Source organism: Paenibacillus sp. EB106-04-04-XG159 (assembly GCF_058791835.1).
Genome location: NZ_JBYTDY010000015.1, coordinates 37,270 through 63,791 on the forward strand (window position 1 = coordinate 37,270; position 26,522 = coordinate 63,791).

Consider the following 26,522-nt stretch of genomic DNA (forward strand, 5'->3'; position numbering starts at 1 on the left):
ATTGACCTATAGGGAGGGATAGCCGTGCATGTTCGGACGCATAAGGGAAATACGCTTCGCTTGGTGTTGCTATCTGTGTTGGTTCCGATCCTCAATATCGGGCTGCACGGGCTCATATTCGTATTTTTCCGTGAATCGAGTCTTCATCCTATCGTTAACGCGTTGCTTGCAGTCCTCTGGGGAGCGTTTGGCATCTATTCCATCTATTATTCATTCAACTGGGTAGTTGAGCAGTATTCCGATGTATGGAAGCGCAGAATACTGCCTTATGTGTTTATCGGACCAGCTGTCATTCTGCTGGGCTGGCTGCTGGTCATGCCTACCTTGCGCACGCTCTACTTGAGCTTCCTGAACGCCGACTCCACGCAATTCGTCGGGTTGGCGAACTATGTCGCTGTCTTTACCGAGCGGCTGCTCATCACCGCGCTTCGTAACAACCTGCTATGGGTGTTTGTCGGGACATTGGCTTGTGTCAGCTTAGGCTTGCTGATTGCCATATTGGCGGATCGCAGCAGCTTCGAGCGGCTTGCCAAGGCCATCATCTTTATGCCGATGGCGATATCCTTTGTGGCGGCAGGGGTCATATGGAAGTTCGTCTATTATTACCAGCCGGAGCAGGAGCAGATCGGCCTGCTGAATGCCATCGTCGTCGCGTTCGGCGGTGAGCCCCAAGCCTGGATTAGCATGCTGCAGCCGTGGAACAACCTGTTTCTGATCGTGATATTAATCTGGATGCAGACCGGGTTCGGGATGGTCATCTTCTCTGCGGCGATCAAGGGAATTCCAGATGACCTATTAGAGGCGGCGCGCATGGATGGCGCGAGCGAGGTCGGAATCTTCTTCCGCATCATGATTCCATACATATCCGGTACCCTGTTGGCGGTTACGACGACTATTATCGTATTTACATTGAAGATATTCGACGTCGTCATGGTGATGACGGGAGGCCAGTACGATACGGAAGTGGTAGCCACACAATTCTACAGGCAATTGTTTATGTACCAGAACACGGGTTACGGCTCAACGCTTGCCATCGTGCTGCTGATTGCCGTTATTCCGGTTATCTTCATTAACTTGCGACAGTTCCGCAAGCAGGGAGGGATCTAGATGCGAAGAAAGGGACTCCGTAAATCCAAATGGCTCGTGAACACAGTCCTTGGCTTCATATGCGTCATCTGGCTTGTCCCTACGATCGGGTTGTTAGTTTCATCGTTCCGGCCTGCTGTGGATATTCTGCAATCTGGCTGGTGGAACATACTGCCGCACAGAGGTTGGGAAACGACCGAGCAGCTTACCCTGCCGAAGGAAACCGATCTTCGGCAGCCAATTGAGGTTCGCGGGACTGCTTATACCGACGACCAGCTTCGCGCAGGCGTCGAGCAAAACGACCAGCGTCTCATATGGGAGAACCGCCGCGCGCGCCTCGTGAATGTTCAGGATAAAGAATGGACGATGATGACGGAATTTACACTGCAGAATTACCAAACGGTGCTCGGCGGCAAAACCTATGAGATCGCGCAGCCGGACGGCACGACGAAGACGGAGAAGGGCAGTGGCATGACACGTTCCATCTGGAACACGCTGGCCGTAACGGTTCCGTCTACCATCATCCCGATATTCATCGCATCGTTCGCGGCGTATGCCTTCGCATGGCTTCGCTTTCCCGGGCGCAAGGTGTTCTTCGTCGCCACCGTTGCGCTGCTGGTCGTGCCGCTGCAGGTGGCGCTGATCCCCATCATGCGCGATTATACAACGCTTGGATTGAACGGCACGTACTTTGGCATCTGGTTAGCACACACGGCGTTCGGCTTGCCGCTGATCACCTATTTTATGTATAACGCGATCAGCCAGCTGCCTAGGGATATATTCGAATCCGCATTTATGGACGGCGCTTCTAACTTTACGATCTTCAGCAGACTGATTCTGCCATTGTCTATACCCGCGATCGCTTCTATCAGTATCTTTCAATTTCTATGGGTATGGAATGACTATCTGATCTCACTGATCTTCTTAGGCAGCCAGCCGGAGGTGCAGGTCTTGTCGATGCAGATCGCCAGCTTGGTCGGGTCGCGCGGGAATGACTGGCATCTGCTGACCGCGGCTGCGTTCATTTCGATGCTGATGCCGTTGACTGTATTCTTTGCGCTGCAGAAATATTTTGTCCGCGGACTTCTTGGCGGTTCCGTGAAAGGATAATCTATGAGCGGCCGCAATATGTGAATGCACAGTACCCGTGGAAGGTAGAAAATGTTGTACATTCTACAACAATAAGAACTCCAAAACAGCCGATTCCATAAGATTGTTGTACAGAATACAACAATATCTCAAGAAAACCATAAAGTTATGGCCAATATGATTATTTTTATGTACAAAATACAACATTTCATTGTTTTTGATCAGCAGAAATAGAATATGTTGCACTCTGTACAACAATTCGCCGAATAAACGGCTTTTGCAGCTCGAGTCCGGAACGGCAGGCTATCGTGATGCATCACGCGACAGACTACCAATCCCTATTTGGGCTGACCTCGCCCCCAAGAAAGCCGCTGGAGTTAGATTCTCCAGCGGTTTTTTGTGCTGCGCACCCATCCTTTGAACATTTGGACATATTCCGCTCCGACGCACAATAGAGATGTACAAGAAGGCATTCATCTTCGTGTTTATGTGAGTCGGTTCTATTTCGCTGTGAAGCATTAGTATGGAAGGAGGAGGATTAGCTTGCCATCATCCCTGAAAATGAAAGCGAATTCAATTGTAACCGCTTCACCGAAGAGGAAACGCAGGTTCACACACAATGATTGGATGGGATATCTCTTTAGCGCACCGCTAATCATCGGTGTGCTTGCATTCGCAATCTATCCCATGTTCGCGGCGCTGTACATGAGCTTTCAACAGACTACGGGACTTAGCGTATCTGGCAAGTGGGTTGGGTTGGATAACTACATCTATGCGCTGGAGGACCCTATGTTCTGGCAGGCGCTGGGCAACACATTTATGATGGGCGTATTATCTGTTTTATTTGGAATCGGTCTATCGTTTATCCTAGCCAGCCTTATCAACAACTTGAAATGGAATTTCGGGAAAAATTTCTTTAAAGCCGTGTACTTTTTGCCTAATGTCGTCTCCGCAGTTGCGACTACTCTTCTGTTCTCGTTCTTATTCTATCCTTCTAAGGAAGGGCTGCTTAACTTCTTCGTCACCTTGATCGGGCTGGAACCGATCGGTTGGTTCACGAACCCGGACTTGTCCAGGTTCAGCATCGTGCTGATGAGCTTGTGGGGGGCGCTTGGGTACAACACGATCATATTTCTAGCTGGCTTGCAGAGTGTGCCGCGTGATTTGTATGAGGCGGCGGAAGTGGACGGTGCAGGCACTTATCGCAAATGGCTCTATATCACAATCCCATACTTGCGGCCAATATTCGTCTTCATGCTTATAATGGGCACGATCGGAGGTATGAAGCGGTTCACGGATGTATGGCTTATCGGTGGGACGGCTGGCAATCCAGGCGGAAGTCTGATGACAGTGGTGCTGTATATTTATCGCAACGCATTTCTTGCGAGCCAGATGGGCCTGGCGACTGCAGTATCCTATCTGCTGTTCATTATTATCTTGGTCCTGACGGCAGCGCTTATGCTCCTCAATCGACGCAAAGACAGTCTTGACTAAGGTACGGGCTTGATCGGAGCATAATTGCCACAATATGCAACGTTAGGAGGGAAACTATGGAACATGCCGCTATTCTCCAAGCACCTGCCCGCAAACGAATGTCGCTCAACCAGTGGATCCTTACGATTGTCCTATTCTTGGGTTCCTTTATTATGATCGTGCCTTTTCTGTGGATGCTGATCACGAGCTTCGACTGGGGTGCACGATTAAACATAACGTTTCCGCCTAGGCTCTGGCCGGAGGAGCCTTCTCTTAGACCCTATCAGGCAGCATTCACGAATATTAAGATGATGCGCTATATCGGCAATTCCACGATCGTGAGCGCAGGGGTGATCATCATCAGCGCTCTGTCTGCCTTGCTCTCTGGATATGCGCTCTCCAAGCTTCGCTTCAAAGGCTCCAACCTCGTGCTGCTGCTCGCGTTAAGCACCATGATGATTCCATTTGAAATGACGATGATTCCGCAGTACGTCCTGTTCAGCAAGCTTGGACTTGTAGACAACTACTTGTCCTTCTATCTTCCAGCGCTTAACTATGCATTTGGAACGTTTCTAGCTAAAGCTTTCTTCGATCAGCTGCCTACCAGCTTGCGCGAGGCGGCACTATTGGATGGAGCTAAGGAGATTACCGTGTTCAGCCGGGTTTACCTGCCGCTATGTACGCCGATTATCGCGACCATGATCATTCTCCTGTTTCTTGGAGTATGGAACGACATGCTATGGCCGCTGCTTATACTGAAGTCCTCCGCCAAATACACCATCCAGATTGGATTAGCGATGTTCACTTACAACAACGGCATTAACCAGCAGCCTGCCATCATCATGGCAGCAACAGCGACGAGTCTTATACCGGTATTAGTCGTCTATCTGTTCTTGCAACGCTATATCATCGAGAGCATCGCGCTTTCTGGTATTAAGCAGTAGGCAGCAGGAAAGGCACGTTCCGTTATTTGCGACTCAAGCGATTCATTAACTATTTTAAGGGGGAGAACTCACATGAAGAAGGCAATTCTGCTGATCTTAAGCTTCGTGCTCGTATTCACCTTGGCTGCATGCTCGGACGGATCTGGATCAGACGTTACGGGCGGGGCCGACATCAAGAAAGTGTCCGACATGGAAGGAACAGTTCGAGTTGCATTGGCCGGTTGGCAGTTGGATAACGGACTCAATGCCCAAACAGGCAACACGACGATTGGTCTTAACGAATACCTGGAGAAGACGTTCAAGATTATGTACCCGAATATAAAGCTTGAAGTGTACCAGATTCCTTGGGAGAACGTGAAGGCGAAGCAGTCCACCATGCTGATGTCGGGTGACGTGGATGTCCTCTACACAGGAGGTGCATTCGCTTCCCAATGGTACCAAGAAGGGCTGCTGCGCGATCTGGATGATTTGATGGCTGATGATAAGTCATTTGATAAGAGTATATATCTAGAAGGAATCATGAACAACTCCTACAGCACGAAGTCGCCGGACGGCACCAAGCAGTTTGGTATACCGGTCGCGCTCGGGCGCCGGATGACGATTTACGATAAGAAGTTATTCGAGGACTGGGGTGTAGCGGGGCTATCAGAGAAACCAACACCTGAGGAGATCCTGGAAGCTGCCAAGAAGATGACGGGCAAGAATCCGAAGACAGGCGAAGACAACTACGGTCTGTGGTGGAGCGGCAATTCATTGAACGCTTCAACGTTCGTCGCGCTTACATTGGCATATGGCGCAAAAGGTGCTGAAGGAACCTTGACGGATGCAAAGAGCATCAAGTGGCATCTGAATACGCCAGAGATGGTTAAGGTTATGGAATGGTTGAAGGAAGCCGCCAAGCTGCCGCCTGCAGCCTTCGTAAATGCTCAAGGTGCGGAGAACTTTGGCCTGCAAAAGAATGCGATCGCGATTGCTCTTGACTCGTCAGGCGGTGCTACGATGAGTGAATATCGTTCGAATAAGGATCAGGAGCTGTTGGATCGATTTGTGCCGGCGCTGAATTTGGGGCCGAAGGGTGAAGGCTGGGTTGCTGTGGATCCATTTATAATGGCGAAAAATGCGAAGGATGCGAAGGCAGCGTGGGAAGTGATTAAGTTCCTGACCAGCCCGATGACCCAGAAGTATATGTATGACAACTTTGCACAAACGCCTACTTTAAAGAATGCTGATTTCGTTGACACCAACGACAAGTTTGTGAAGAAGGCTCTGGACATTGCGAATGTCGGCCACTCGGAGCTGATGGATGAGGCTAATCCATTCTTTATGAGCGATATTGCGCCTGCGGTTAACGGATTCATCAGTAAAGCAGCATCTGGCAATGCGCCTGATATCAAGCAGTTCCTGGATGAGCTGCAAGCGCGCGCTGAGAAATGGTCGGCTAACCTGAAGTAAGTCGGTGCGGGCGAAGTCTTCAGAGACTTTGCCCTTCATCTTGCATAACAGAGGTTATCGATATCTAATTCACTGCTGATGAGGGGGAGAAGGATGAGGAAGGGAATCAATCAATGGTGCTTTCCTGCAGGCACTTCGATGGGGAAGGTTTTGCGTGTGAGCGCGGATGCGGGATTTGAGACAGTAGAGCTGAATCTATACGCGCCTGGAGGCGTCGGCTTGACGATGGACACGACACCTGCTGAAGCGAAAGCCATAAGCAAGCTGGTGCGAAGCTATGGTTTATCGATTAGCAGCTTGTCTACAGAGATGCTGGGCCGCTATCCCCTCAGTTCTCCTGATGCCGAAGTAAGGGCAAAGGCGGTTAGCTCCATACGGAAGCAGATTGAGTTGGCATCCCAGCTTGAGGTGGATACCATCCTGGTCGTTCCAGGTCGGGTAGGCGCTGATATGACATATGAGCAGGTGTGGGAGCGTTCGCGTGCCGAGCTGGAGCCGCTGATCGAGGAATTGGAAGCAACAGGCGTACATATGGCAATCGAGAACGTCTGGAACAAGTTTATGTGGAGCCCGCTGGAAATGGCTCGCTACATCGATGAATTCAAGTCTCCAAGTGTCGGAGCCTACTTCGATGTCGGCAATACGCTGCTATTTGGATTGCCGGAGCAGTGGATTCGCACGCTGGGCTCTCGAATACTTAAGGTTCACGTGAAGGACTTCCGTACGGGAGTGGGCAATTATCATGGGTTTGTGCCGCTGCTTGCGGGTGATGTGAACTGGATTGAAGTGCGCCGCGCCTTGAAAGACATCGGTTATAGCGATAGCTTGACAGCCGAGCTGGATGCGTACGCAAGCTTCCCGGACCAGCTCGTCTATGACACAGCCCGTCATCTTGATGTCATTATCGGCAGTGATCCCTATTAACGATTGATGGAGTAGAGGAGGCGTTCAGATGGTACGAGTAGGAGTAGTTGGTGCAGGCGGTATAGCCGCCGAGCACTTTATACATATTGCAGCGAATGAACAGGCGGAGTTTGTCGCGGTATGCGATATCGCGGCGCAGCAAGCGGAGGCTGCCGCACACCAATACGGGGCGGCTGCGTACACCGACGTGAACGAGATGATGAACCGTGAGAGGCTGGACGCGCTGTTCGTGTGCGTGCCTCCATTTGCGCATGGCGATATGGAGGAGCAGGCTGCTCGCCGCGGCATTCATCTCCTCGTGGAGAAGCCGCTTGGATTAAACATGGACACCGTGCGGCGCAAAGCGGCAGTACTGAAGGAAGCCGGTATTATGGTCAGCACGGGATATTGCTTGCGGTACATGGAAGCGGTACAGCGCGCGAAGCAATATCTCGAGGACAAGGAGATCGCGATGGTGCGGGCTTATCGGTTTGGCGGTATGCCTTCAGTGCCTTGGTGGATCGACCATGAGAAGTCAGGCGGGCAGCTAGTAGAGCAGACGACGCACAATGTAGATCTCATGCTCTATCTAGCGGGCGGTGTACGCAAGGTGTCTGCTGACATGGCTCTGTTAATGAACGGTGATGTACCTGGCATCACAACGCCTGATGCGGCGTCGGTTAACCTTGTGTTTCAATCCGGGGCGCTCGGTCATATCGATACGGGCTTCCTCCCGCAGCCGGACGGCCGTTCATCGTTAGAGATTATCGGCCGAGACTTCCGCTTGACACTCGAAGGGATGTCATTAACGATTAAGGAGCCGAACCGCACGACGACACTGAGCGGGAGCGGCAATTTCTATCAGCAGCAGGATGATGCCTTTATTCGCGCGGTCGAGACGGGGGATCGAAGTCTGATCCTCGCTCCGTATGAAGAAGCGATGAGAACGTTGGAAGTGACTTTGGCTGCTAACGATTCCGCCAAGTCCGGTCAGTCGATTACCATATAGTAATAAATGTAACTTATTGATAATCGAACTCCATAGCTGTAATCTATTGTAGCGGATACTAACGCTATTGCTTATAACATGGGGGACGAATTCATGTACAATCAGCTAGAAGACCTAGCAAAGCGAATCGAACTATATGAAATGCTGCAGAATCATTGGGGCGGTTTTTATTTACAATATAAGATGGCTTTGAACGAATTGCAGAGTGACTTTCAGATCATCGATCTCGAGTGGAAAGCTCAGAGAGGATATTCGCCTATTGAACACATGAAAGGAAGAATGAAGAAGGCGATGTCCTTGTTCAAGAAGATTGAGAAGAAAGGAATCTCATTCACGCAAGAAGAAGTGAAGGAGAAAATATTCGACATAGCCGGTCTTCGTATCGTAACTACATTTATTGACGACGTCTATCTGCTTAAGGAACATATTGAACAACGTGAGGATATCCGTGTCCTTCGTGTGAAAGATTATATACAGAACCCGAAGCCGAGCGGCTACAAGAGCTTGCACATGGTCGTTCAGACGCAGATTATTCTGTCCAAGGAAGTGCTGTGGGTGCCTGCCGAGATTCAGATTCGCACGTCTTCTATGGATTTCTGGGCATCGACTGAGCATAAGCTGAATTACAAGTATGAGGGCGGAGAGGTGCCTGAAGAAGCGAAGGCCGAGCTGCTCGAATTATCGCAGTCTGCATATGAATTAGATAAACAAATGTCTAAGCTCCGCAGACAACTATTGAAATAATACGACTTAACTTGTTTATATCCAAATATGTGCTGATCTCGGTGAGGTTCGTGCAGTATCGTTAAAGGGGGCGCTATGGCGCCCCTTTTCGTATGCATATGCGTATGCGGCCAGGTGGAATAATCCTATTAAAGGGATGGGAATGGACCTCCTTTTGAGGTATAATCTTGATTATGATTCACGATCTGGCGTATACTTTTCTCGCCAATACTGATTTGAAAAGGAGTTCGGACATGGAAAAAGTACTGATCTTTGGGCATAAGAATCCCGACACAGATACCATTTGTTCTGCTATCGCATATGCAGATTTGAAGAGCCAGCTTGGCTATAATGTTGAGCCGGTTCGCCTCGGCAGCGTTAATGGAGAAACGCAATATGCGTTGAATACATTTAAGGCAGAAGCGCCTCGTCTCGTGGAGACTGTTGCAAACGAAGTGAGCGGCGTTATCCTGGTTGACCACAATGAGCGTCAGCAAAGCGCTAGCGACATTGATCAAGTTCGCGTGCTGGAGGTTATCGACCATCATCGTATCGCTAACTTCGAGACAAGCGCACCGCTTTACTACCGTGCGGAGCCAGTGGGCTGCACAGCTACTATCTTGAAGAAGATGTACAAGGAGAATGGCATTGCTATTCCTCAAAATATTGCTGGACTCATGCTGTCCGCGATCATCTCCGACTCCCTGCTCTTCAAGTCGCCGACTTGCACAGCAGAGGATGTTGCAGCTGCTCGCGAGCTTGCTGAGATCGCAGGCGTGGATGCAGACAGCTACGGCTTGGAAATGTTGAAAGCTGGCGCTGATCTGAGCGACAAGACGATCGAGCAATTGATCTCGCTCGACGCAAAAGAATTCACAATGGGCAATGCTAAAGTGGAAATTGCTCAGGTGAATGCTGTTGATACGAACGATGTGCTGTCCCGTCAAGCGGAGCTGGAAGCGGCACTTTCCAGCATTATCGCGGCTAAAGGTCTGGACCTGTTCATGCTCGTCGTTACGGACATCCTGAACAATGACTCTGTTGCATTGTCGCTCGGCAAGGCTGCGAACGCGGTTGAAGCGGCTTACAACGTAACTCTGGCAGATAACAAAGCCCTGCTTAAAGGTGTTGTATCGCGCAAATCGCAGATCGTACCTGTGCTGACGGATTACTTTACTAAGCAGTAATTCATGCGTTCACGCTCGAGAGCTCGCCGACGGTGCTGGTCCATCGGACAGGTTGTCTCTTTGCGCGAACGATATGTTGAAGATAATAGCAGTGACTTGGAGACTGGCTCGTGAATTGGCGACAATTTGCGGGCCAGTTTTTTGTGCTGTGGTGTCCACTTTTTATTCTGGGTCCATTTACTCCGTTACAGCACCCGGAGGGTGGGTGCAGGAGAGAGATACCTAGGAAAAACCGTCTTACGCGCGCGAAGTAGGCTCTGGGGAAGATGCTGCCTATGAGATAACACGGATTTACCCCGTTACAGCACCCGGAAGGCGGGAGCTGATGAGAGATACCGGGGAAAAACCGTCTTACGCGCGCGAAGTAGGCTCTGGGAAGATGCTGCCTATGAGATAACACGGATTTACCCCGTTACAGCACCTGGAGGGTGGTTGCAGGTAAGAGATACCGGGGAAAATCCGTCTTACGCAGGCGCAGTAGGCTCTGGGGAGGATGCCGCCAGTGAGATAACGCGGATTTACCCCGTTACAGCACGTGGAGGGTGGGTGTCGGAGAGAGATACCGGGGAAAAACCGTCTTACGCAGGCGCAGTAGGCTCTGGGGAGATGCCGCCAGTGAGATAACGCGGATTTACCCCGTTACAGCACATGGAGGGCGGGTGCAGGTAAGAGATACCGGGGAAAATCCGTCTTACACAGGCGGAGTCATTCACCATGAAGTTGGATGAAATGTTCGTTGGTTCTTGACTCTGCTGGCGGAATGCGTTACATTGGTTGAAAATTAATGGCGTATTCAAGTGCAAAACAATAAACAGCGATGATCAAGGTCATGTTCTGCATCGGTCGATCCAGAGAGGGAGCCCTAGGCTGCAAGGCTCTCCGTACCGTAAGAACGGCCCTGCCTTGTGAGCTGCAGCGGTTGAGCGGTCTTGCCGCCCGATCTGTTGCCGGGTTCAGCCCGTTATCGATTAGAGGAGCATCTGCTTGAAGATGCTCGAATTAGGGTGGTACCACGACGCATTCGTCCCTTACGAATGCGTCTTTTTGTTGTTTAGACGCGTTGAGACGCCAATCAGATCTGGAGGGGATTCCATGAAACAGAGCAAGCTGCTCATTCCAACGCTGCGCGAAGCGCCTGCGGAGGCGGATGCAATCAGCCATAAGCTGCTGCTGCGCGCGGGATATATACGCCAAGTGGCTTCGGGGATATACACGTACCTGCCGCTAGGCTGGCGCGTGTTGCAGAAAGTGTCGGCAATCGTCAGAGAAGAGATGGATCTGGCGGGTGCCCAAGAAGTGCTCATGCCTGTCATGCAGCCAGTAGAGCTGTGGCAGGAGTCGGGACGCTATGGCGCATACGGACCGGAGCTTATGCGGCTGCAGGATCGGCATCAGCGTGAGTTCACGCTCGGACCGACTCATGAGGAGGTCGTCACCTCTCTTGTCGGGAACGAAGTGAAGTCCTATCGTCAGCTTCCATTGACGCTGTATCAGATTCAGACGAAGTTCCGCGACGAACGCCGTCCGCGCTTCGGCCTGCTGCGCGGGCGAGAATTCCTGATGAAGGATGCTTATTCCTTCGACATGGACATAGAGGGCCTGAATGAGACGTACTGGCGGATGTATGACGCTTATCAGCGCATCTTTGCACGGTGCGGCATTAACGTTAAGCCAGTAGAGGCAGATGCAGGCACCATTGGCGGAGACGGCGGCACACACGAATTCATGGCGCTGGCGGATATCGGCGAGGATACGATCGTGACCTGCTCCGCTTGCGATTATGCAGCCAATCTGGAAAAAGCCAACATAGGCGAAGCGGTACAAGCGAATACTCATGGAACTACCGAGTCGAGCCAAAACACACTGGCATATGAACGCTTCCACACACCAAATGTAGGCACCATTCAGGAGCTGGTGAACTTCACAGGGCACCCTGCCAGCGACTTTGTGAAGACGCTGATTTATAAAGCGGATGATAAGTACATTGCCGTATTGGTGCGCGGCGATTATGAGATCAACGAGATTAAGCTGAAGCACGCGCTCGGCGCAGAAACGCTGGACATGGCGGACGCCGCCGCTACGGAGCGGATTACAGGCGCGCCAGTTGGATATGCGGGTCCTGTAGGGCTCTCCATTCCGATCTGGGCTGATCACAGCGCGCTCGAGCACGATGCAGTCATCGTAGGAGCGAACGAACAGCATTATCACCTGCGCAACGTACAGCTGCGACGGGATGCCAAGATAGCACAGATCGGCGACTACCGCAATGCGGTGGAAGGTGACTGTTGTCCGCGCTGCGGGGAGGCGCTTAAGTTCTATCGCGGGATTGAGGTAGGACAGGTATTCAAGCTCGGCACGAAATACAGCAGCAAGCTAGGGGCGGTCTATCTGGATCAGACAGGCGCGGAACAGGACATGGTTATGGGCTGCTACGGTGTAGGCATCTCGCGCGTACTGTCAGCGATCGCGGAGCAGCATCATGATGATCATGGCATCATGTGGCCGATGGCAGTCGCGCCATATCAGGTGCATGTGATCATCGTCTCGACGAAGGATCAGGTTCAATGTGAGCTTGGGGAAGCGCTTGTACAGCAATTGGAGGCAGCGCGCGTCGAGGTACTGCTGGATGACCGTGATGAACGGCCAGGCGTGAAGTTCAAAGACGCCGATCTCATCGGTATTCCGCTTCGAATCACGATAGGCAAACGCGCAGGGGAACAGATCGTGGAATATAAAGAGCGCGGTGAGGCACAGGCAGAGTCTATCGATGTTCAAGCTGCTGTCGCGCGGGTAATGAACACAATTGGAGCCTGCTAAATAAAAGGGGCAATCTTTTCATGGAGCAGCACATGCCGCGCCAGTGAGGAGATTGCCCATGTCATTTCATTAATCACGCGCTTTGCCGAAGCAGAATTTCTCCAGCTCGCGAATGCGGTCGATAAGCTCCATACGATTCGCTGGACGCTCGCTTGGACGATCGAACGGAAGTTCCGGTATACGTTCTATCGGCTTCTCAACCATCGCGGAACGCTCCAACGGCAGGTCAAATGGCGATATCGGCGCTCTTTCCACTGATCGCTGTTCAACAGCCTTTTTCTTCAACTGCTGGATCTCAAGCTCATACTTCTGAATGATGTCCTCAAAGGTTTGATAGTCTTTGATGATATCATCCAGGTATTCATTGATCTGATCGGGGTCGTAGCCGCGGAATGCTGTCTTAAACTCTTTCTGATGAATATCTATTGCGGACAACCGGATTCCCAGATCGGATAAGTTATTGTATTGGCTCATTTGCGGCACCTTCTTTTCCTCATATACTTTATACAGTGTAACTCATAAAGCCCCTATTGGGCGAGTCCTTCATTGCATTTTTCCAAAATTAGTCTTACGATGTAAGGGTAGCTAATCCAAGCGGTTGAATGAAATGGAGGTAATAATCATGCTCTTATCTACTTCACTTCCCAGACAAAAGCCCGCAGCATTAGGCGTAAACGCTAACGGAATCATTTCATTTTTAGATGCGATCCAGGAGACAGGACAGGAACTGCACAGCTTCATGCTGCTGCGGCATGGGGCAGTTGCTGCCGAGACCTGGTGGAGTCCCTACACATCAGACAGTCCACATACGCTGTTCTCCTTGAGCAAAAGCTTCACGGCTACAGCCATCGGAATTGCGGTGGATGAAGGGCTGCTGAGTATTCATGATCGCGTTGTAACCTTCTTTCCCGATGATCTTCCTGAAGAGCCGGCACCTCATTTGTTAAAAATGACAATCCGCGATCTATTAATCATGGGTACGGGACACGATCAGGATACGTCGAGCCGATTTAACCACGATCACTGGGTTCAATGCTTTCTAGCACTGCCGGTTGAACATGAGCCGGGTACGCACTTTACATATAACAACGGAGCAACCTATATGCTCTCTGCAATCCTGCAGAAAGTCACGGGAATGACGACGTTGGATTACTTAACATCGCGGTTGTTTCAACCGCTAGGTATCGCGAAGCCTACATGGGACACCTGTCCGCGAGGAATATCGGCAGGCGGATGGGGACTGAAGTTGACAACGGAGGACATCGCGAAGTTCGGACAGCTGTTTCTGAATAAGGGAGTCTGGAACGGTCAGCGCATCGTGTCTGAAGAGTGGATAGAAGAAGCAGCCTCGAAGCAGATCTCCAACGGTGATGATCCGAACAATGATTGGAACCAAGGCTATGGGTATCAAATGTGGATGTGCCGCCATCACGCGGTGCGGGGAGACGGTATGTACGGTCAATATTGCATCCTGCTGCCGGAGCTTGACGCGGTTATCGCGATAACATCGGCCTCGACGGATATGGGGCAAGTATTGAATGAGGTATGGAACCATCTGCTCCCAGCCATGACGGATGGTCAGCTGGCTGAAGATGAGGATCTACAGAAGCGCCTGAACGAGCGATTGGTAGGTACACAGTATGAACCACTAACGTCGATGAGTCCGTCCTATCGTGCACAGCAGATGTCAGGCATCCGTTATCAGCTTGAGGATAATCCGTTTCACGTTGAAGAGGTCTCTCTTCAGTGTGAACAGGACGGCTCTGTTGTGATCTCGCTTCTTATCAGTGGTGAACATTTAGTTATCCCATGCGGCAATGGCATATGGGAGAAGTCGAGGGGCAAGCTGTTTGCTCATGAGGAAGAAGTTGCGGCCTGTGCGGCTTGGCAGGATGAGAATACGCTCTTCATTCACAGCAGAATGGTGGAAACTCCGTTTACATCGAAGTTGATCTTCTCCTATGGGGAGCCGGAGATGAAGTTAACGATTCAATATACTGTCGGGGGAAAATGCGAGCACGAGCACACGTCCGTCTGCCGTGTCATTGCATCAGCTTAATATACTGCTGCGACAAGTATCCCAATGTTGATGGAAACTTCACCATCTTAATCGCCGTACAGGACACAGGGGACGCTATTTTAAGATTTATAGGCGTTTTTTGAATTTCGCGGACACAGATGACGTTATTGGTGTCCAAACTAGTCATAATCCTTAGTTATGCAGCAAATAACGGCTCTACGGTCCGCTAACATGGGATTAAGCGGTTTTAGCCACAAATAGCGGCCTGTATGTCCGCTCCGACACACTACAGCGCCAAACCTAAAAGAACCCAAACCTTGATCCAAGGCAAGCGTATGCCGCCATCGACAGGTTTGGGTTCTTCTGTATCTATAGTGTCTAGCTGTTGCGTGACATCGCGTACGGCAGTGCCGCTTCATCAGTGACTTCGGCAGCAGGCTGATCCGTCATGTCGAAGGAAAGCGTGCATCCCGCTGCAATCTGCTCATGGCTGACGTACAGCGCATTCACTGCTGCGCCGTCAAGCTGAAGGCCAGCCACATATTGATTGGCGTCGGAAGTGTTCGCCGCTTCGATGACGAGGTCCTTGCCCTCCTCAAGGTGAACCGTCATCCGTTTAAACAGCGGCGTGCCGGCCACATATTGCGGAACGCCTGGGCTAAGCGGATACAATCCCATCGCGCCGAAGATGTACCATGCCGCCAAGCTGCCGTTGTCCTCATCGCCAGGCAGTCCGTCTGGACGAGCGCTGAACAGCTCGTTCATCGTCTTGCGCACCCAGTATTGGGTCAACGCCGGGTAGCCTAGCGCTGTATACACATAAGGGATGTGGAAGCTTGGCTGGTTGCTGATCGCAAACTGACCGAAGTCAACGGCTGCCATCTCCGACATCTCGTGAATCTCGAAGCCGTAGGAGCCGACTTTGAACACTGGCGGAGCCGCGAACAGCGCATCCAGCTGCTTCTTCAAGCCTTCTCTGCCGCCTGCCAGATCGGCGAGTCCGAGCAGGTCGTGCTGCACAGCCCAGCTGCTCTGCCATGGTCCGCCCTCGCAGTATGCGCCGCCCCATTCGTAAGCATCGAATGGCTCCAGCCAGCTGCCATCCTGCAGGCGTCCGCGCATGAAGCTGATGGATGGATCGAACATCTGCTTATAGCCTGACGCGCGCTCCATCAGCTCGTTGTATTCTTTCTCGCGGCCTAGGTGCTTCGCGATCTGTGCGATACAGAAGTCGCCGTATACATAGTCGAGCGTGCTGCACACACTCTCGTGCGTGATAATGTCCGCCGGCAGATAGCCGTACTCGAGGTATTCCTTCATGCCGCGGCGGCCGAAGCGCTCGTCAGCGGACACCGTCATCGCATGCTTGTATAAGCCTTCAAATGCTGTCTCCACATCAAAGCCAGTGACACCCTTCGCGATGGCATCAGCGAAGCTGACATCAATCAGCGTTCCCGGCATCATGCTGCGCTCGCCCGGCGATGCCCACTTCGGCATCCAGCCAGCCTCTTTATAGGCATTTACCCAGCCCTGCATCATCTCATTCATGAAGGTCGGATAGAGCAGGTTATACAGTGGGAACGAAGTCCGATACGTATCCCAGAAGCCGATATCCGCATACAGCGGGCCATCTTCAATGCGTCCGTTATAAGGACTGAAATGAATCTGCTTGCCCGCCGCATCGTATTCATGAATGGCATGCGGGAACAGGGAAGTACGGTACAGACAAGTGTAGAACGTATCCAACTGGTCTTGGTTGTCGCTGTCAATCTCGATGACACGGAGCTGCTTCTCCCATGTGTCGGTTGCTTCTGCGCGCACCTCGTCGAAGGTACGGCCGCCGATCTCACGCTCCAGCGTGATGAAGGCCTGCTCCTCGCTGATGAAGGATGTGCTGATGCTGGCTTGAACGATGCCGTTCGCCGGCACCTCTAGACCGACATAAGCGCCCACTTTCTCTCCCGTCATCGACAGCTCGGAAACAGCCTTGTACTCGTTCGTAAATGTACCGCTCAGATCCGCGACGAGCGGGCAGTCGAACTTCATCACGAAGTACATGCGGTAGTTGTCCGGTGTGCCTCCAGCCTTGGCAGTCGTGTAGCCCTTCAGCACGCCTTCCTTCACGTCGATCGTCATCGACGATTCACCAGGAAACGGCGCTAGTACAAGACGCGCTTGCTCTGGATTTTCATACGTGAACCGTATGCTCGCACAGCGCGCCGTTGGCGTCAACTCAAGCGTTGTCTGATAGCGCAGCAGGCGTGTCTGGAAATAATCCGGACGCACGATCATATCCTGCTTGCGGATCGAGGAGGAGCGGTTGTGGGCCGACAGCTTCAACGGACCGGCAATCGGCATAAAGGTCATGTGGCCATAATCGCCAATCCATGGGCTAGGCTGATGGGTCAGTCGAATCCCTTCGAAGCGGTTGTGGTTCGGGTTAAAGTACCAGCCGCCGCCAGCTTCGTTCGTTTGCGGGCTCCATGCCGCCATGCCCCAAGGCATCGAGATGAGCGGCAAGGTATTGCCGTTCGAATAAGGATATATGGAATCGGTCCCTTGCAGCGGGTTAACATGTTTCAATAAACTCATCGATAGTCACTCCTTCTAGACGCATACACAGCTTCATGATGCTGGATAAGCTCTATCTCTATTGTAGGATCAATTTCTGCAACTCACCTATCAATAATTTAGAATATCTATCAGTTTTGATGGTAAAATGAAAAGTAAAGCAATCATTAACATGAGAATCGTGAAAAGAGTGATAGGCGTGTATCCGAACAATTTAGAGGGTGACGATGAGATTTACGGCGAGTTTCCATTTACCTTGAAGATTCATCATCTGGGAGGCTCGGTACCTGCTCATGTGCATCATTTTATAGAGTATACGTATGCTTTTAAAGGCAAAGGTACTGAAATTATTAATGGGGTAGAGAAGGAGCTTGTACCGGGCACCTTTACGCTGTGTTTTCCCCATCAAGTTCATAGAATCGACATCAAGCCTGGAGAAGAACTGCATCTGTATGTGGGTGCGATTGGGCTGAAAGCCTTTTTCGGAGCGGGTGATTCCTTTCTTAATTTGCACAATCTGCTGCGGCAAGCGGAGAATGATGACAACACTACCTATAAGCTGGATCCGCAAACTGCCGAAGAGATGCTGCCCTTGCTCCAACAGATGCACGATGAAGTACAAGAGGAGAAGCCTTGGAGCCGCATGATGTTTTTGGCCAAGCTGATGCAGGTATTTATTCTGTTTGACCGCTATCGCCAAGAACGAATGCCTAAGACGGTTAGTGAACCGCATGCCAATGAGCGCCAAAGGATGTGGGAAGTGATCCATTATGTATATCAGCATTTCAAAGAGCCGCTCACGCTGGAGATGCTGGCGAAGCAATTTAATTACAGCACTTCGTATATTAGCGCTACATTCAAACAGGTAGTTGGAGAGAACTACTACTCCTTCTTGGAACGAACACGGGTCGCGCACGCATGCAATCTGCTGATCGGCACGAATATGAAGATAACCGATGTCGCTTATGAATCAGGCTTCAAGTCGTACCCAACCTTCGTTCGAGTGTTCAATGCGAGAATGGAGATGTCTCCGCGCGCCTACCGCAAATACAAGTCCATGACACTTACTTGATAAGCATTCCCCTAACAAAAAGTAAGGGGTTGACATCGATCAAAATCTGGCTTATATTATACCCACAGGGGTATAAACTTACTTTTATATAGGAGGTAATGATACAATGGCAACTGTTGAATTGAACGATAGCACAATCGAACAATTTTTGAAGGATAACAAGCTGGTATTGGTTGATTTCTGGGCACCATGGTGTGGACCTTGCCGCATGGTCGCGCCTACGCTCGAGCAACTGGCGAATGAAATGGGTGATCGCGCGGTGATCGCTAAGGTGAATGTGGATAGCAGCCCATTTGCGGCGATTAAGTATCAGATTCAAGGAATTCCGAACCTGAAGCTGTTCCATGAAGGAAGAGAAGTTGAGGGCTTTGTTGGCGTTCAATCGTTGGAGCGGTTGAAGAGCGCGATTATGAAGCACAGTGTGTAACTGCCCACTTTCTAATTGATTCGTTCAGTACCACGCCTTATGAGGCTAAGGAAGTGATGGATATGAGTTGGATGCTGGCAGCGGTCATCATCTATATGTTTATGAAGCTGAGGCATTATTGGCCTGTACAAGGGCTGACTTATATAACATGTGATGAAATGCAAGCCATGCGAAAAGGTGTTCCTTCGATCAAGTGGATCGATATTCGTGACAGCTCGGAATATTGGCAGGAGCATCTGCAGGATTCCGTTAACATATATGTAGGTCGGCTTCCGTATGTGTGGCATCAGGACATAGAGCCTGGGGAGCGGATTGCATTGATCGGTTCGAATAAACGCTCGATTCAGAAGGCTGCGCGCATCTTGAAGCGGAATGGCCGCATGACCTCCATGCAAGCCTGGGTGTTACCTAAGCGGAAGCGGACGATCAGATGGGCAAACGATGATTGTACTTGTATGAAATAAAGGCATGGACGCAAGCTCAGAGGAGACCGTGGACAGCTGTAGGATGGAAGCGCATGGTATCGCCCATCCTCGCGTGGGCTTCGATAACTATAGAAAGGAGCAGTCTTACTAGTATGTTGATACTAATGAGACTGCTCCTTTTTTGTACGCCTATAGAGGCAATTTCATCATCTCATGATCTGGATACAGCCTGAGTGGACTTGCGTCGAACGCGGTCAGAGATCGCGAATGGCAGGTATAAGACCAGGAACAGCAATAACGCGACTGCCTCCAGAGAGAGAAGATACCACGGATAAGGCCCCAGTACATCCAGAAGTGACGCTGTCTCCGGCTTGCGGGCTAGAAACATGTAATTGCCGCCTGTCAGGAAGTTTACGGTGCCTACGGTAACGAGCAGGAAGTTAAGGAATCCCATTGTCAGGAAGACCGACTTCAACGTTGGACGATATTGCTTGACCCACACCATGTACAGGACCGCCAGTATGATCGCGATATGCGCCGCGAAGAATTCGATGAATCGAAAGTGCGGGTATCCGTAGTCGAGCGCGGGAGTGAGCAGCGCCTGAAGCGCTCCTCCGATGCCTGTAAAGTATACGATCTGGAAGATGCGGTAACTGTTCAAGATGAGCATGGCTGCGCAGAGGTATAGGGATATGGAACACAGTTCAAGAGGAAGTGTGTCCTTAATGTTATAAGTGCCTTGGGAGATATACCATGCATTTAACGACAGCTCAGAAAGCACCAATACGGCAAGCAGGCCATAACGCACATACTGTCCGCTTCGTTCTTGCCGAAGCCGTGTCCGTTGACCGAACAATAATGCGGCAAGGCAGACCAGTATCGCGAGAGCGATCATGTGAGGCGCGGAATAAGCGGCAAACGGATCAGAAACTTGTATATCGAACAAACGCTCCATGGATTCCCCTCCATTTATGAACTGGAAACATTATAGCATGCAAGGAACTTGAACAGGAGAGGGAATTTCCTAATAATGGATTAAACCTCCGAGTGTGAGTGATTTCAGGCATACGAAAATAGTATAGACATTGAAAATGGGATATTGCTCATAACACACGGATGCTGTACAAATGAAGTGTGTACAATCCACTGAAAATGGCGTCAGGAGGTAAGAGCAATGTCGACTGAATCCAATCAGCAAATCGAACTCGAAGCAACATTAACAGAGGAAGAAGTAGAGGCAGTTGAGCATGGCGTACATAATTACAGCAGTGAGAAGGAATGGGTAAAGCCAGAAGATCCGATCTTGCTGGAGCGTCTGGAGTGGTTTCAGGATCAGAAGCTGGGCCTCATGATGCATTGGGGACCTTATTCACAGCTTGGTGTAGTGGAGTCCTGGGCACTGAGCGACCAGGATGGTGAATGGTCGCGTAACGGCATCGATTGGGATGTAGATGGCGAAGAATTAAAGCGTCAGTACTTTGACCTGAACAAGACGTTCAATCCTATTCGTTTCCAACCAGACGTATGGGCGGACTTGGCTGCAGAAGGCGGATTCAAGTATTTGGTCTTCACGACCAAGCATCATGACGGATTCTGCATGTGGGATACGCATACGACGGATTATCGTGTTACAGGCAAGGATTGTCCGTACCACACGCACAAGAACGCAGACATCTGCCGTGAGCTGTTTGACGCATTCCGTGCACGTGGCCTAGCGATCGCGGCTTATTTCTCCAAAGCAGACTGGAACACGCCGACTTATTGGGCTCCGGGTATGGAGCGTGGACGTGAAACGTCTCGCGGACCGTCATATGATCCAGAGCAATACCCTTGGCTATGGGATAACTTTGTTTCCTTCACGCACAATCAGATGGAAGAGCTGCTGACTCGTTACGGTCGGATCGATGTGCTGTGGCTGGATGCGGGCTGGGTTGGCTGCGGCAAGCAGGATATTCGCCTTGGTGAGATTGTAACGAAGATCCGCGAGAAGCAACCATGGCTGCTAACAGCAGACCGTACTATTGGCGGACTGTACGAGAACTATGTAACACCAGAGCAATCCGTTCCCAGCCGCCGACTCAGCGTGCCATGGGAAAGCTGCATCACGATGGGAACCTCATTCTCATTCCGTTACGAAGATGAGTACAAGTCAACTCGCGAGATCGTCCATCTGCTGCTTGAGGTTGTGGCGAAGGGTGGAAACTTAGCTCTTAACGTTGGACCTCAGCCTGACGGTCGCTTGCCGGAGGGTGCTATTAAGCGCATGAAAGAGCTTGGCGCTTGGATGAAGGTGTACGGAGAAGGCATCTATGGAACACGCGTATGCGAGCCATACTTTACGCCTGGATGTGCCCTGACACGTAAAGGTGATACCGTATATGCATTCCGCATGTACAGCAGCGAACAAGATATAGTGGAAGAAACGGTCCATATTCCGTATAAAGGCGACGTAAGTCATGTGGATCTGGTTGACGGACCAGAAGGCTTGGAATTCATACAGACATCCTCAGGTATCGAAGTGAAGTTACCGGTAACCTTGATTAACGAAGCTACTCCGATTGCGCATGTATTTCGTATTTACTAAACTTGTGCTGACGGAAATGTAGAAGCCGATAAAGGATATGGTGGGATAAAGAAAAGGTTGTCGAATAATTTCGAGAAAAATGGAATATTTTATCGAATATTTAGGTTATTGGAATACCCGCATTCAGGAAAGGTGTGGTATGATCAACCTCACATATAGGTGCTGCTTGCATCGAGGGGGATAATCCATATGTTCCAAAAATTTCGTAAGAAGACATCGTTCTTCACTACTATACAACCCAATGAGTGTAGAATCGATGTTGCTGATGAAATCATGCGCCAGATTCAGATGATTGGCTTGACAGTGAATGACTTGGCTACCCTGAAGCATCTAAAACCGTACGTAGAGGATTGCATCAATCAAACCGTCGATTCGTTCTATCTCACGGTGAATCAAGAAAGGATGCTCTCTGACATTATTCTCAAGCATAGCCATACGGAACGCTTGAAGGAAACTCTTCGTCCGCACATTATGCAGATGTTCGATGGCTGCATCGACCAAGCGTACATACGACGGCGTCAGATCGTGGCGCATGTTCATGTTCGAATTCACTTGCCAACCAAGTGGTATATTGCTTCATTTCAAACGCTGCGCATTTCTATTCTGGAAGTTGCCTATCAATTAGGATTGACTGTAGAAGAATTCAAGGCGATCGAGCAGGCGCTTAATCGTCTGCTTAATCTGGAGCAGCAGCTAGTTCTTGAAGCCTATGAGCAGGAGAATGACAGAATTCGCGAGGAGACAGAAGCGGAGAAGCGTATGGTGCGCGAGGTGGTATCCGTTGCAAGTGAGCGTCTGAGCCATTGTACAGCAGAAACTCAGCAATCCTTAAATGAAATGGTTGAACGCTCCAAGCGGATGTTCGAGAAGATGAAGAGCAGCACGGATACGTCGAATAAGGTAGCCGATCTGTCCAATGAAGGCGGTCATATGCTGGACAATCAACAAGCGCAGATGGACAACATCGTCTGCTCGATGGGTGAAGTAACGACCCGTATGACTGAACTCATGTCAATCTCGGAAGAAATCTATCAGATCATGGACATCGTACAGGGAATTACGCAGCAGACTCAACTGCTCGCCTTGAATGCTACTATCGAAGCCGCGCATGCGGGAGATCATGGCAGAGGCTTCGGTGTTGTCGCTACAGAGGTCCGTCGTATGGCGGAGCAAACAAGCGAATCTTCGCAGGTCATTCAGCAGCTAATCGGCAAGACGAATGAGAAGATAACGGGCATTAACAAGGTTATGCGGCAGGTAGACGATAAGATTAAAGAAAGTACGAACGGAAATCACAAGGCTTCTCAGTTCTTTAAATTTATTGTCGATCAGATTGAAGCTCATCATGCACAGAGTCAGGCAGTTCTAAACGATGTTGAATTTCTCTCTGAGATGCTGACCGACATTCGTGAGGCATCTGATGAGGTCAACCACCAAGCGGATACGCTGATGGAAATGATTCAACAGGATGCTTAAGCATAACATGATGGAGAAGGACCGTTCTTTCGTCACTTTTGTGATTGAAAGCGCGGTCTTTTTTATCTATTTGCCACAGGATGACAAATTGCAACTACTTTTCGCCCGAAATCGTATATATTGCTAGTATAGGAACATTTTTGTCGCGGATTGATAGATTCGACTCGGATACATATAAGAAAACCATTGTTTGAAAGGGGAGTGGGACATGACGGCTAACGGGTTGAAGGCGTGGCGTAAACTGGGATGGGCAGCAGCAATTGCGGGTGTTCTGTTCCTTTGCGGCCCGGTACCTCAAGCACAAGCAGGAATATGGAACTGGATTACAGGCATTTCTGAGGTTCCCAGCGAAGTGGAGCAGCTAAAGTCCAAGTATGATGAGATCGAGCAGACACTGACCCATACACAGCAGTCGCTGACCAATACGCAGAAGGAATATCAAACGCTGACTACACAGTTAAGTACGGAGAATGCAGCGCTTAAGGAGCAGAATGAACAACTATCGAAGCGCATTCTGCTGCTGGAAGAGCAGGAATTGAAGCAGAAGCTGCGGACAAAGCGTATAACGACGACAGTGTTGACTGGGGCGGGGCTGCTGCTGTTGTATTTTGCGCTGACGCGTGTCATGAGAGTCATCGTATGGCGCCGTCATGGCAGCAGTTGAAGGTGATAAGATGCGGATTGTAAATGAAGTAGAGAGCGTGCTCTCGCAAGTGATATCGGTTGAACTAGAGGAACAAGAGACGCTGAACGTGCTGCATCCGCAGCAAATTCTATCGTTTCAAGGCAAGCCGTCGCAGCGTGAAGATCGATTCACCGATCTAGTGGGCATGTATCGCAAGCGCAAGCTGATTCAATCGCGGATCACGGGCCCGGCGCGGTTCATGCTTGGACTTCCGGCGGGCTACAGCATGCACACGATTCCGATTACAGCAGGCTCCGACCTGCTGTTCGAGTGGAAGCATGTGCTGTTCTATTCGGAAGGGATGAAGGTGGAGCGGCGCGTCCAGACGTTCAAGAACGCCGTTATTACTCGTGAATTGGTGAAGATGAAGTTCAGTGCGGAAGATGGGATGCTAGGCATCGTATCCAGCGGTCCCTTGTATCGGATGGAGCTGGATCTCGTTAATCCTACGTATGTCGATGTGAGCTGTTTAGTCGCTTATCCGGAAAATGCGAAGCTGAAGCCCAGCGTATACGGAAATACACTTGCTAGTCAGCACATGAACTATCATTGGGAGCTGACGGGGAAGGGGTACGTGCTGCTGCAGACGGGTAAAGCTGACAGTCAGCTGCAAAGTCATATGGACGATACGGGAATCATCAAGCGTTTCCTGCGCGAGGTGATACCATTTGGCGGTGTCATTATCAAGTGAGATGATGTCAGGGCTGCGCTTCATGCTCTTCCATGAGCATGAAGGCAGCTGAAGCTTAATTGATCGGAGCGCCAACCTGAATAGTGGAGCCTATTTGCTGCAGGCTCTCACGAATCTGGTTGGCTTCAGCGGGGATATCCGTGATGATGCCGTCCACTCCGAGCGTATAGTAATGCTCTATAGCTTCCGGATTATTTACGGTCCAGACGAATAGAGGCTTGTTGTTGATCTTGGCTGAAGCTATGCGTCTCGCGTTGACGAGCGTCTCTTCAATGACGTAAAAGTCGGCATTGAACTTGTTGATGTCGGTAAAGGTTGCATATATGACATAACCGACAGTCAAGTCTGGCGCCTCCTCCTTGACTGCTCGAACGAGATTGTAGTCAAGACTCTGGACAACGATGTCCTGCTCCATCTGATGGCGCCGTATAGTCTCTATAAATGTAGGAACCAATTTTTGTTCTTGGCCATGTGTCTTAAGCTCGATATTGAGCTTGATTCGCCCTTTGAGCGCTGTTAACACTTCATCCAACGAAGGGATCGTACCCTCAAACTTTCCCTGACTCAATGTTAAGGCTTGCAGCTCAGGCAGTGTCAGATCATACATGTTCACATTCTGTCCTGTCAGACGCTTCAAGTTGGAGTCATGCAGGACGACAAGCTCTCCATCTGCAGCTTGCAGAATATCAAGCTCGATATATTCCGCTCCAGAACGTATCGCTCCTTCGAAGGCTTCCATCGTATTCTCAACCCCCTCGGCCACATATCCTCGATGAGCCATTATTATAAATTCTTCTCTAGCTTCCCCCCAAGGGCTGGATTCAGCAGTTAGGATCCAACCGATGGCCAGCATCAGCAGAATACCTATCGTTGCGCTGAGCTTTCGCCAACTGAAACCGCGGGCTATGAGGGATCGTGGATTCCATTGCGTCAACTGCCAGTCTCTAATCTCTAGATCAATGTCAGCTGGATCGGTGTATCGATCATACAACGATGTGATTGACGTAATGAATAAGGGGGTCACGAAGAGCGAAACGATATATATTCCAAAGCTTAATATGAAGCCAAGAGTCAGGTCTAGTGCTTGTTCTTCTCCAGCGAAATTCATGATCAGCAGTATAGTGCCAACTGCAAGAATAATGAGCACTATGAAACTAAGAACAGCGATGACAAGCCATTCCAGCAAGGCTTTCAGCAGAACCCACTTGCTGCGCCCCAACAGCTGTCTGCTCTTGCGAAACGCAGGCCAGAAGCGGTTCGTCCGTTCGAGCACCATGATCGGGAGTGCGTAGATAGCCAGCGCGTTCAATACAATGATGATAACCGAAGCGCCGATCAAGCTGAATAAGCCGATGCCGGTCTTCATCAGTTCCCCCGTTACAAAGTTCGGCAGGCTGAATCCTGGCAGCAGAGAGGCGCCGAAGCCGGCGTCAAGCAGCGGCAACAGCAGCATCATATAGACCGCGATACCGAAGGAACCGAATCTGAGCAGGCTCGGCAATTGTGAGATCACGCGCTGCAGCACGGCAAAGACTCGGGCGCGTTGGCCGTGCATGCCGTAATACGCGATATAGATGAGCAGGAAGACAATCGGAGCCAGCGTGACCATGCAGAACAGGCCATAGCGGCTGAATACGAAGCGCAGCAGCTCATGATTGGCGGCGGCTGATAATCCGCTCCAATCGAGTATTTTATTGAAGATAATGTTGATAATGGGTAAGAAAACGCCTATTGTCAGCAGCTTGTAACCAATTTCAAATGAGAGAAAGGGTCGCCAAGCATACTTCCACACGCGCAGAACTTCGCGAGTATGACTGAATCTAAGCTTTTTAGGATGATGCGAATTCATGTATGTATCGTTCCTTCAACAATATAATGCAGAGTACCA

22 protein-coding genes are annotated in these 26,522 nt (G+C 50.4%); 18 read left to right on the forward strand and 4 right to left on the reverse strand.

The genetic code is table 11. The annotated features are described in order from the left end of the window. Positions 1-24: 24 nt before the first annotated feature. From AC3WTP_RS17500 to AC3WTP_RS17545, 10 genes are all read left to right on the forward strand, one after another. Positions 25-1,107: a carbohydrate ABC transporter permease gene (locus tag AC3WTP_RS17500; protein ID WP_492395923.1), complete on the forward strand. Its 1,083-nt coding sequence runs from the start codon at positions 25-27 to the stop codon at positions 1,105-1,107. Continuing rightward, on the forward strand, positions 1,108-2,196 hold the full coding sequence (locus tag AC3WTP_RS17505) for a carbohydrate ABC transporter permease (protein ID WP_492395924.1): 1,089 nt from the start codon (positions 1,108-1,110) through the stop codon (positions 2,194-2,196). Positions 2,197-2,736: 540 nt separating this feature from the next. After that, the gene (locus AC3WTP_RS17510) at positions 2,737-3,669 is read left to right on the forward strand and encodes a carbohydrate ABC transporter permease (protein WP_492395997.1); all 933 of its coding nucleotides are present in this window, start codon (positions 2,737-2,739) and stop codon (positions 3,667-3,669) included. A gap of 56 nt (positions 3,670-3,725) precedes the next feature. Further along, on the forward strand, positions 3,726-4,592 hold the full coding sequence (locus AC3WTP_RS17515) for a carbohydrate ABC transporter permease (protein WP_492395925.1): 867 nt from the start codon (positions 3,726-3,728) through the stop codon (positions 4,590-4,592). 72 nt (positions 4,593-4,664) lie between these two features. Beyond that, entirely contained in the window at positions 4,665-6,044 is a 1,380-nt protein-coding gene (locus tag AC3WTP_RS17520; RefSeq protein ID WP_492395926.1) for an extracellular solute-binding protein, read from the forward strand. Positions 6,045-6,137: 93 nt separating this feature from the next. After that, complete coding sequence (locus AC3WTP_RS17525) at positions 6,138-6,968, forward strand: sugar phosphate isomerase/epimerase family protein (RefSeq protein ID WP_492395927.1); 831 nt, start codon at positions 6,138-6,140, stop codon at positions 6,966-6,968. A 28-nt stretch (positions 6,969-6,996) separates the two neighbouring features. Next, complete coding sequence (locus AC3WTP_RS17530) at positions 6,997-7,956, forward strand: Gfo/Idh/MocA family protein (RefSeq protein ID WP_492395928.1); 960 nt, start codon at positions 6,997-6,999, stop codon at positions 7,954-7,956. A 93-nt stretch (positions 7,957-8,049) separates the two neighbouring features. Continuing rightward, the gene (locus AC3WTP_RS17535) at positions 8,050-8,700 is read left to right on the forward strand and encodes a GTP pyrophosphokinase (protein ID WP_458567564.1); all 651 of its coding nucleotides are present in this window, start codon (positions 8,050-8,052) and stop codon (positions 8,698-8,700) included. A 233-nt stretch (positions 8,701-8,933) separates the two neighbouring features. Continuing rightward, positions 8,934-9,866, forward strand: coding sequence for a manganese-dependent inorganic pyrophosphatase (locus AC3WTP_RS17540; RefSeq protein ID WP_492395929.1), 933 nt, complete (start codon positions 8,934-8,936; stop codon positions 9,864-9,866). Between the two features lie 1,092 nt (positions 9,867-10,958). Next, positions 10,959-12,683: a proline--tRNA ligase gene (locus tag AC3WTP_RS17545; RefSeq protein WP_492395930.1), complete on the forward strand. Its 1,725-nt coding sequence runs from the start codon at positions 10,959-10,961 to the stop codon at positions 12,681-12,683. A 69-nt stretch (positions 12,684-12,752) separates the two neighbouring features. On the opposite strand, the gene AC3WTP_RS17550 is transcribed toward AC3WTP_RS17545, so the two are convergent. Further along, positions 12,753-13,157, reverse strand: coding sequence for a DivIVA domain-containing protein (locus AC3WTP_RS17550; protein WP_492395931.1), 405 nt, complete (start codon positions 13,155-13,157; stop codon positions 12,753-12,755). Between the two features lie 148 nt (positions 13,158-13,305). Here AC3WTP_RS17550 and AC3WTP_RS17555 point away from each other — a divergent pair, with 148 nt between their 5' ends. Continuing rightward, a complete protein-coding gene (locus AC3WTP_RS17555) occupies positions 13,306-14,742 on the forward strand; it encodes a serine hydrolase domain-containing protein (RefSeq protein ID WP_492395932.1) in 1,437 nt (478 codons plus the stop codon). A gap of 339 nt (positions 14,743-15,081) precedes the next feature. Here AC3WTP_RS17555 and AC3WTP_RS17560 read toward each other — a convergent pair whose 3' ends face one another. Then, a complete protein-coding gene (locus tag AC3WTP_RS17560; protein ID WP_492395933.1) occupies positions 15,082-17,295 on the reverse strand; it encodes a GH92 family glycosyl hydrolase in 2,214 nt (737 codons plus the stop codon). A gap of 127 nt (positions 17,296-17,422) precedes the next feature. On the opposite strand from AC3WTP_RS17560, the gene AC3WTP_RS17565 reads away from it, so the two are divergent. The 3 genes from AC3WTP_RS17565 (at position 17,423) to AC3WTP_RS17575 (ending at position 19,237) form a co-directional block, all read left to right on the forward strand. Beyond that, entirely contained in the window at positions 17,423-18,346 is a 924-nt protein-coding gene (locus tag AC3WTP_RS17565; protein WP_492395934.1) for an AraC family transcriptional regulator, read from the forward strand. Positions 18,347-18,452: 106 nt separating this feature from the next. Then, on the forward strand, positions 18,453-18,773 hold the full coding sequence (gene trxA, locus AC3WTP_RS17570; protein WP_492395935.1) for a thioredoxin: 321 nt from the start codon (positions 18,453-18,455) through the stop codon (positions 18,771-18,773). A gap of 62 nt (positions 18,774-18,835) precedes the next feature. Further along, positions 18,836-19,237: a rhodanese-like domain-containing protein gene (locus tag AC3WTP_RS17575; RefSeq protein ID WP_492395936.1), complete on the forward strand. Its 402-nt coding sequence runs from the start codon at positions 18,836-18,838 to the stop codon at positions 19,235-19,237. 172 nt (positions 19,238-19,409) lie between these two features. Here AC3WTP_RS17575 and AC3WTP_RS17580 read toward each other — a convergent pair whose 3' ends face one another. Next, the gene (locus tag AC3WTP_RS17580) at positions 19,410-20,153 is read right to left on the reverse strand and encodes a YwaF family protein (RefSeq protein ID WP_492395937.1); all 744 of its coding nucleotides are present in this window, start codon (positions 20,151-20,153) and stop codon (positions 19,410-19,412) included. A gap of 219 nt (positions 20,154-20,372) precedes the next feature. On the opposite strand from AC3WTP_RS17580, the gene AC3WTP_RS17585 reads away from it, so the two are divergent. The 4 genes from AC3WTP_RS17585 to AC3WTP_RS17600 all read left to right on the forward strand — a co-directional run bounded on the left by AC3WTP_RS17585 (position 20,373) and on the right by AC3WTP_RS17600 (position 24,634). Next, on the forward strand, positions 20,373-21,782 hold the full coding sequence (locus AC3WTP_RS17585; protein ID WP_492395938.1) for an alpha-L-fucosidase: 1,410 nt from the start codon (positions 20,373-20,375) through the stop codon (positions 21,780-21,782). A 189-nt stretch (positions 21,783-21,971) separates the two neighbouring features. Next, entirely contained in the window at positions 21,972-23,258 is a 1,287-nt protein-coding gene (locus AC3WTP_RS17590) for a protoglobin domain-containing protein (RefSeq protein WP_492395939.1), read from the forward strand. Positions 23,259-23,466: 208 nt separating this feature from the next. After that, entirely contained in the window at positions 23,467-23,922 is a 456-nt protein-coding gene (locus tag AC3WTP_RS17595; protein ID WP_492395940.1) for an SH3 domain-containing protein, read from the forward strand. Next, the gene (locus AC3WTP_RS17600) at positions 23,909-24,634 is read left to right on the forward strand and encodes an AIM24 family protein (protein WP_492395941.1); all 726 of its coding nucleotides are present in this window, start codon (positions 23,909-23,911) and stop codon (positions 24,632-24,634) included. Before AC3WTP_RS17595 ends, AC3WTP_RS17600 begins: the two co-directional genes overlap by 14 nt. Before the next feature lie 55 nt (positions 24,635-24,689). Here AC3WTP_RS17600 and AC3WTP_RS17605 read toward each other — a convergent pair whose 3' ends face one another. After that, positions 24,690-26,483 carry a glycerophosphoryl diester phosphodiesterase membrane domain-containing protein gene (locus AC3WTP_RS17605; protein ID WP_492395942.1) on the reverse strand — a complete coding sequence of 598 codons (1,794 nt, stop codon included), beginning with the start codon at positions 26,481-26,483 and terminating at the stop codon, positions 24,690-24,692. Positions 26,484-26,522: the final 39 nt, after the last annotated feature.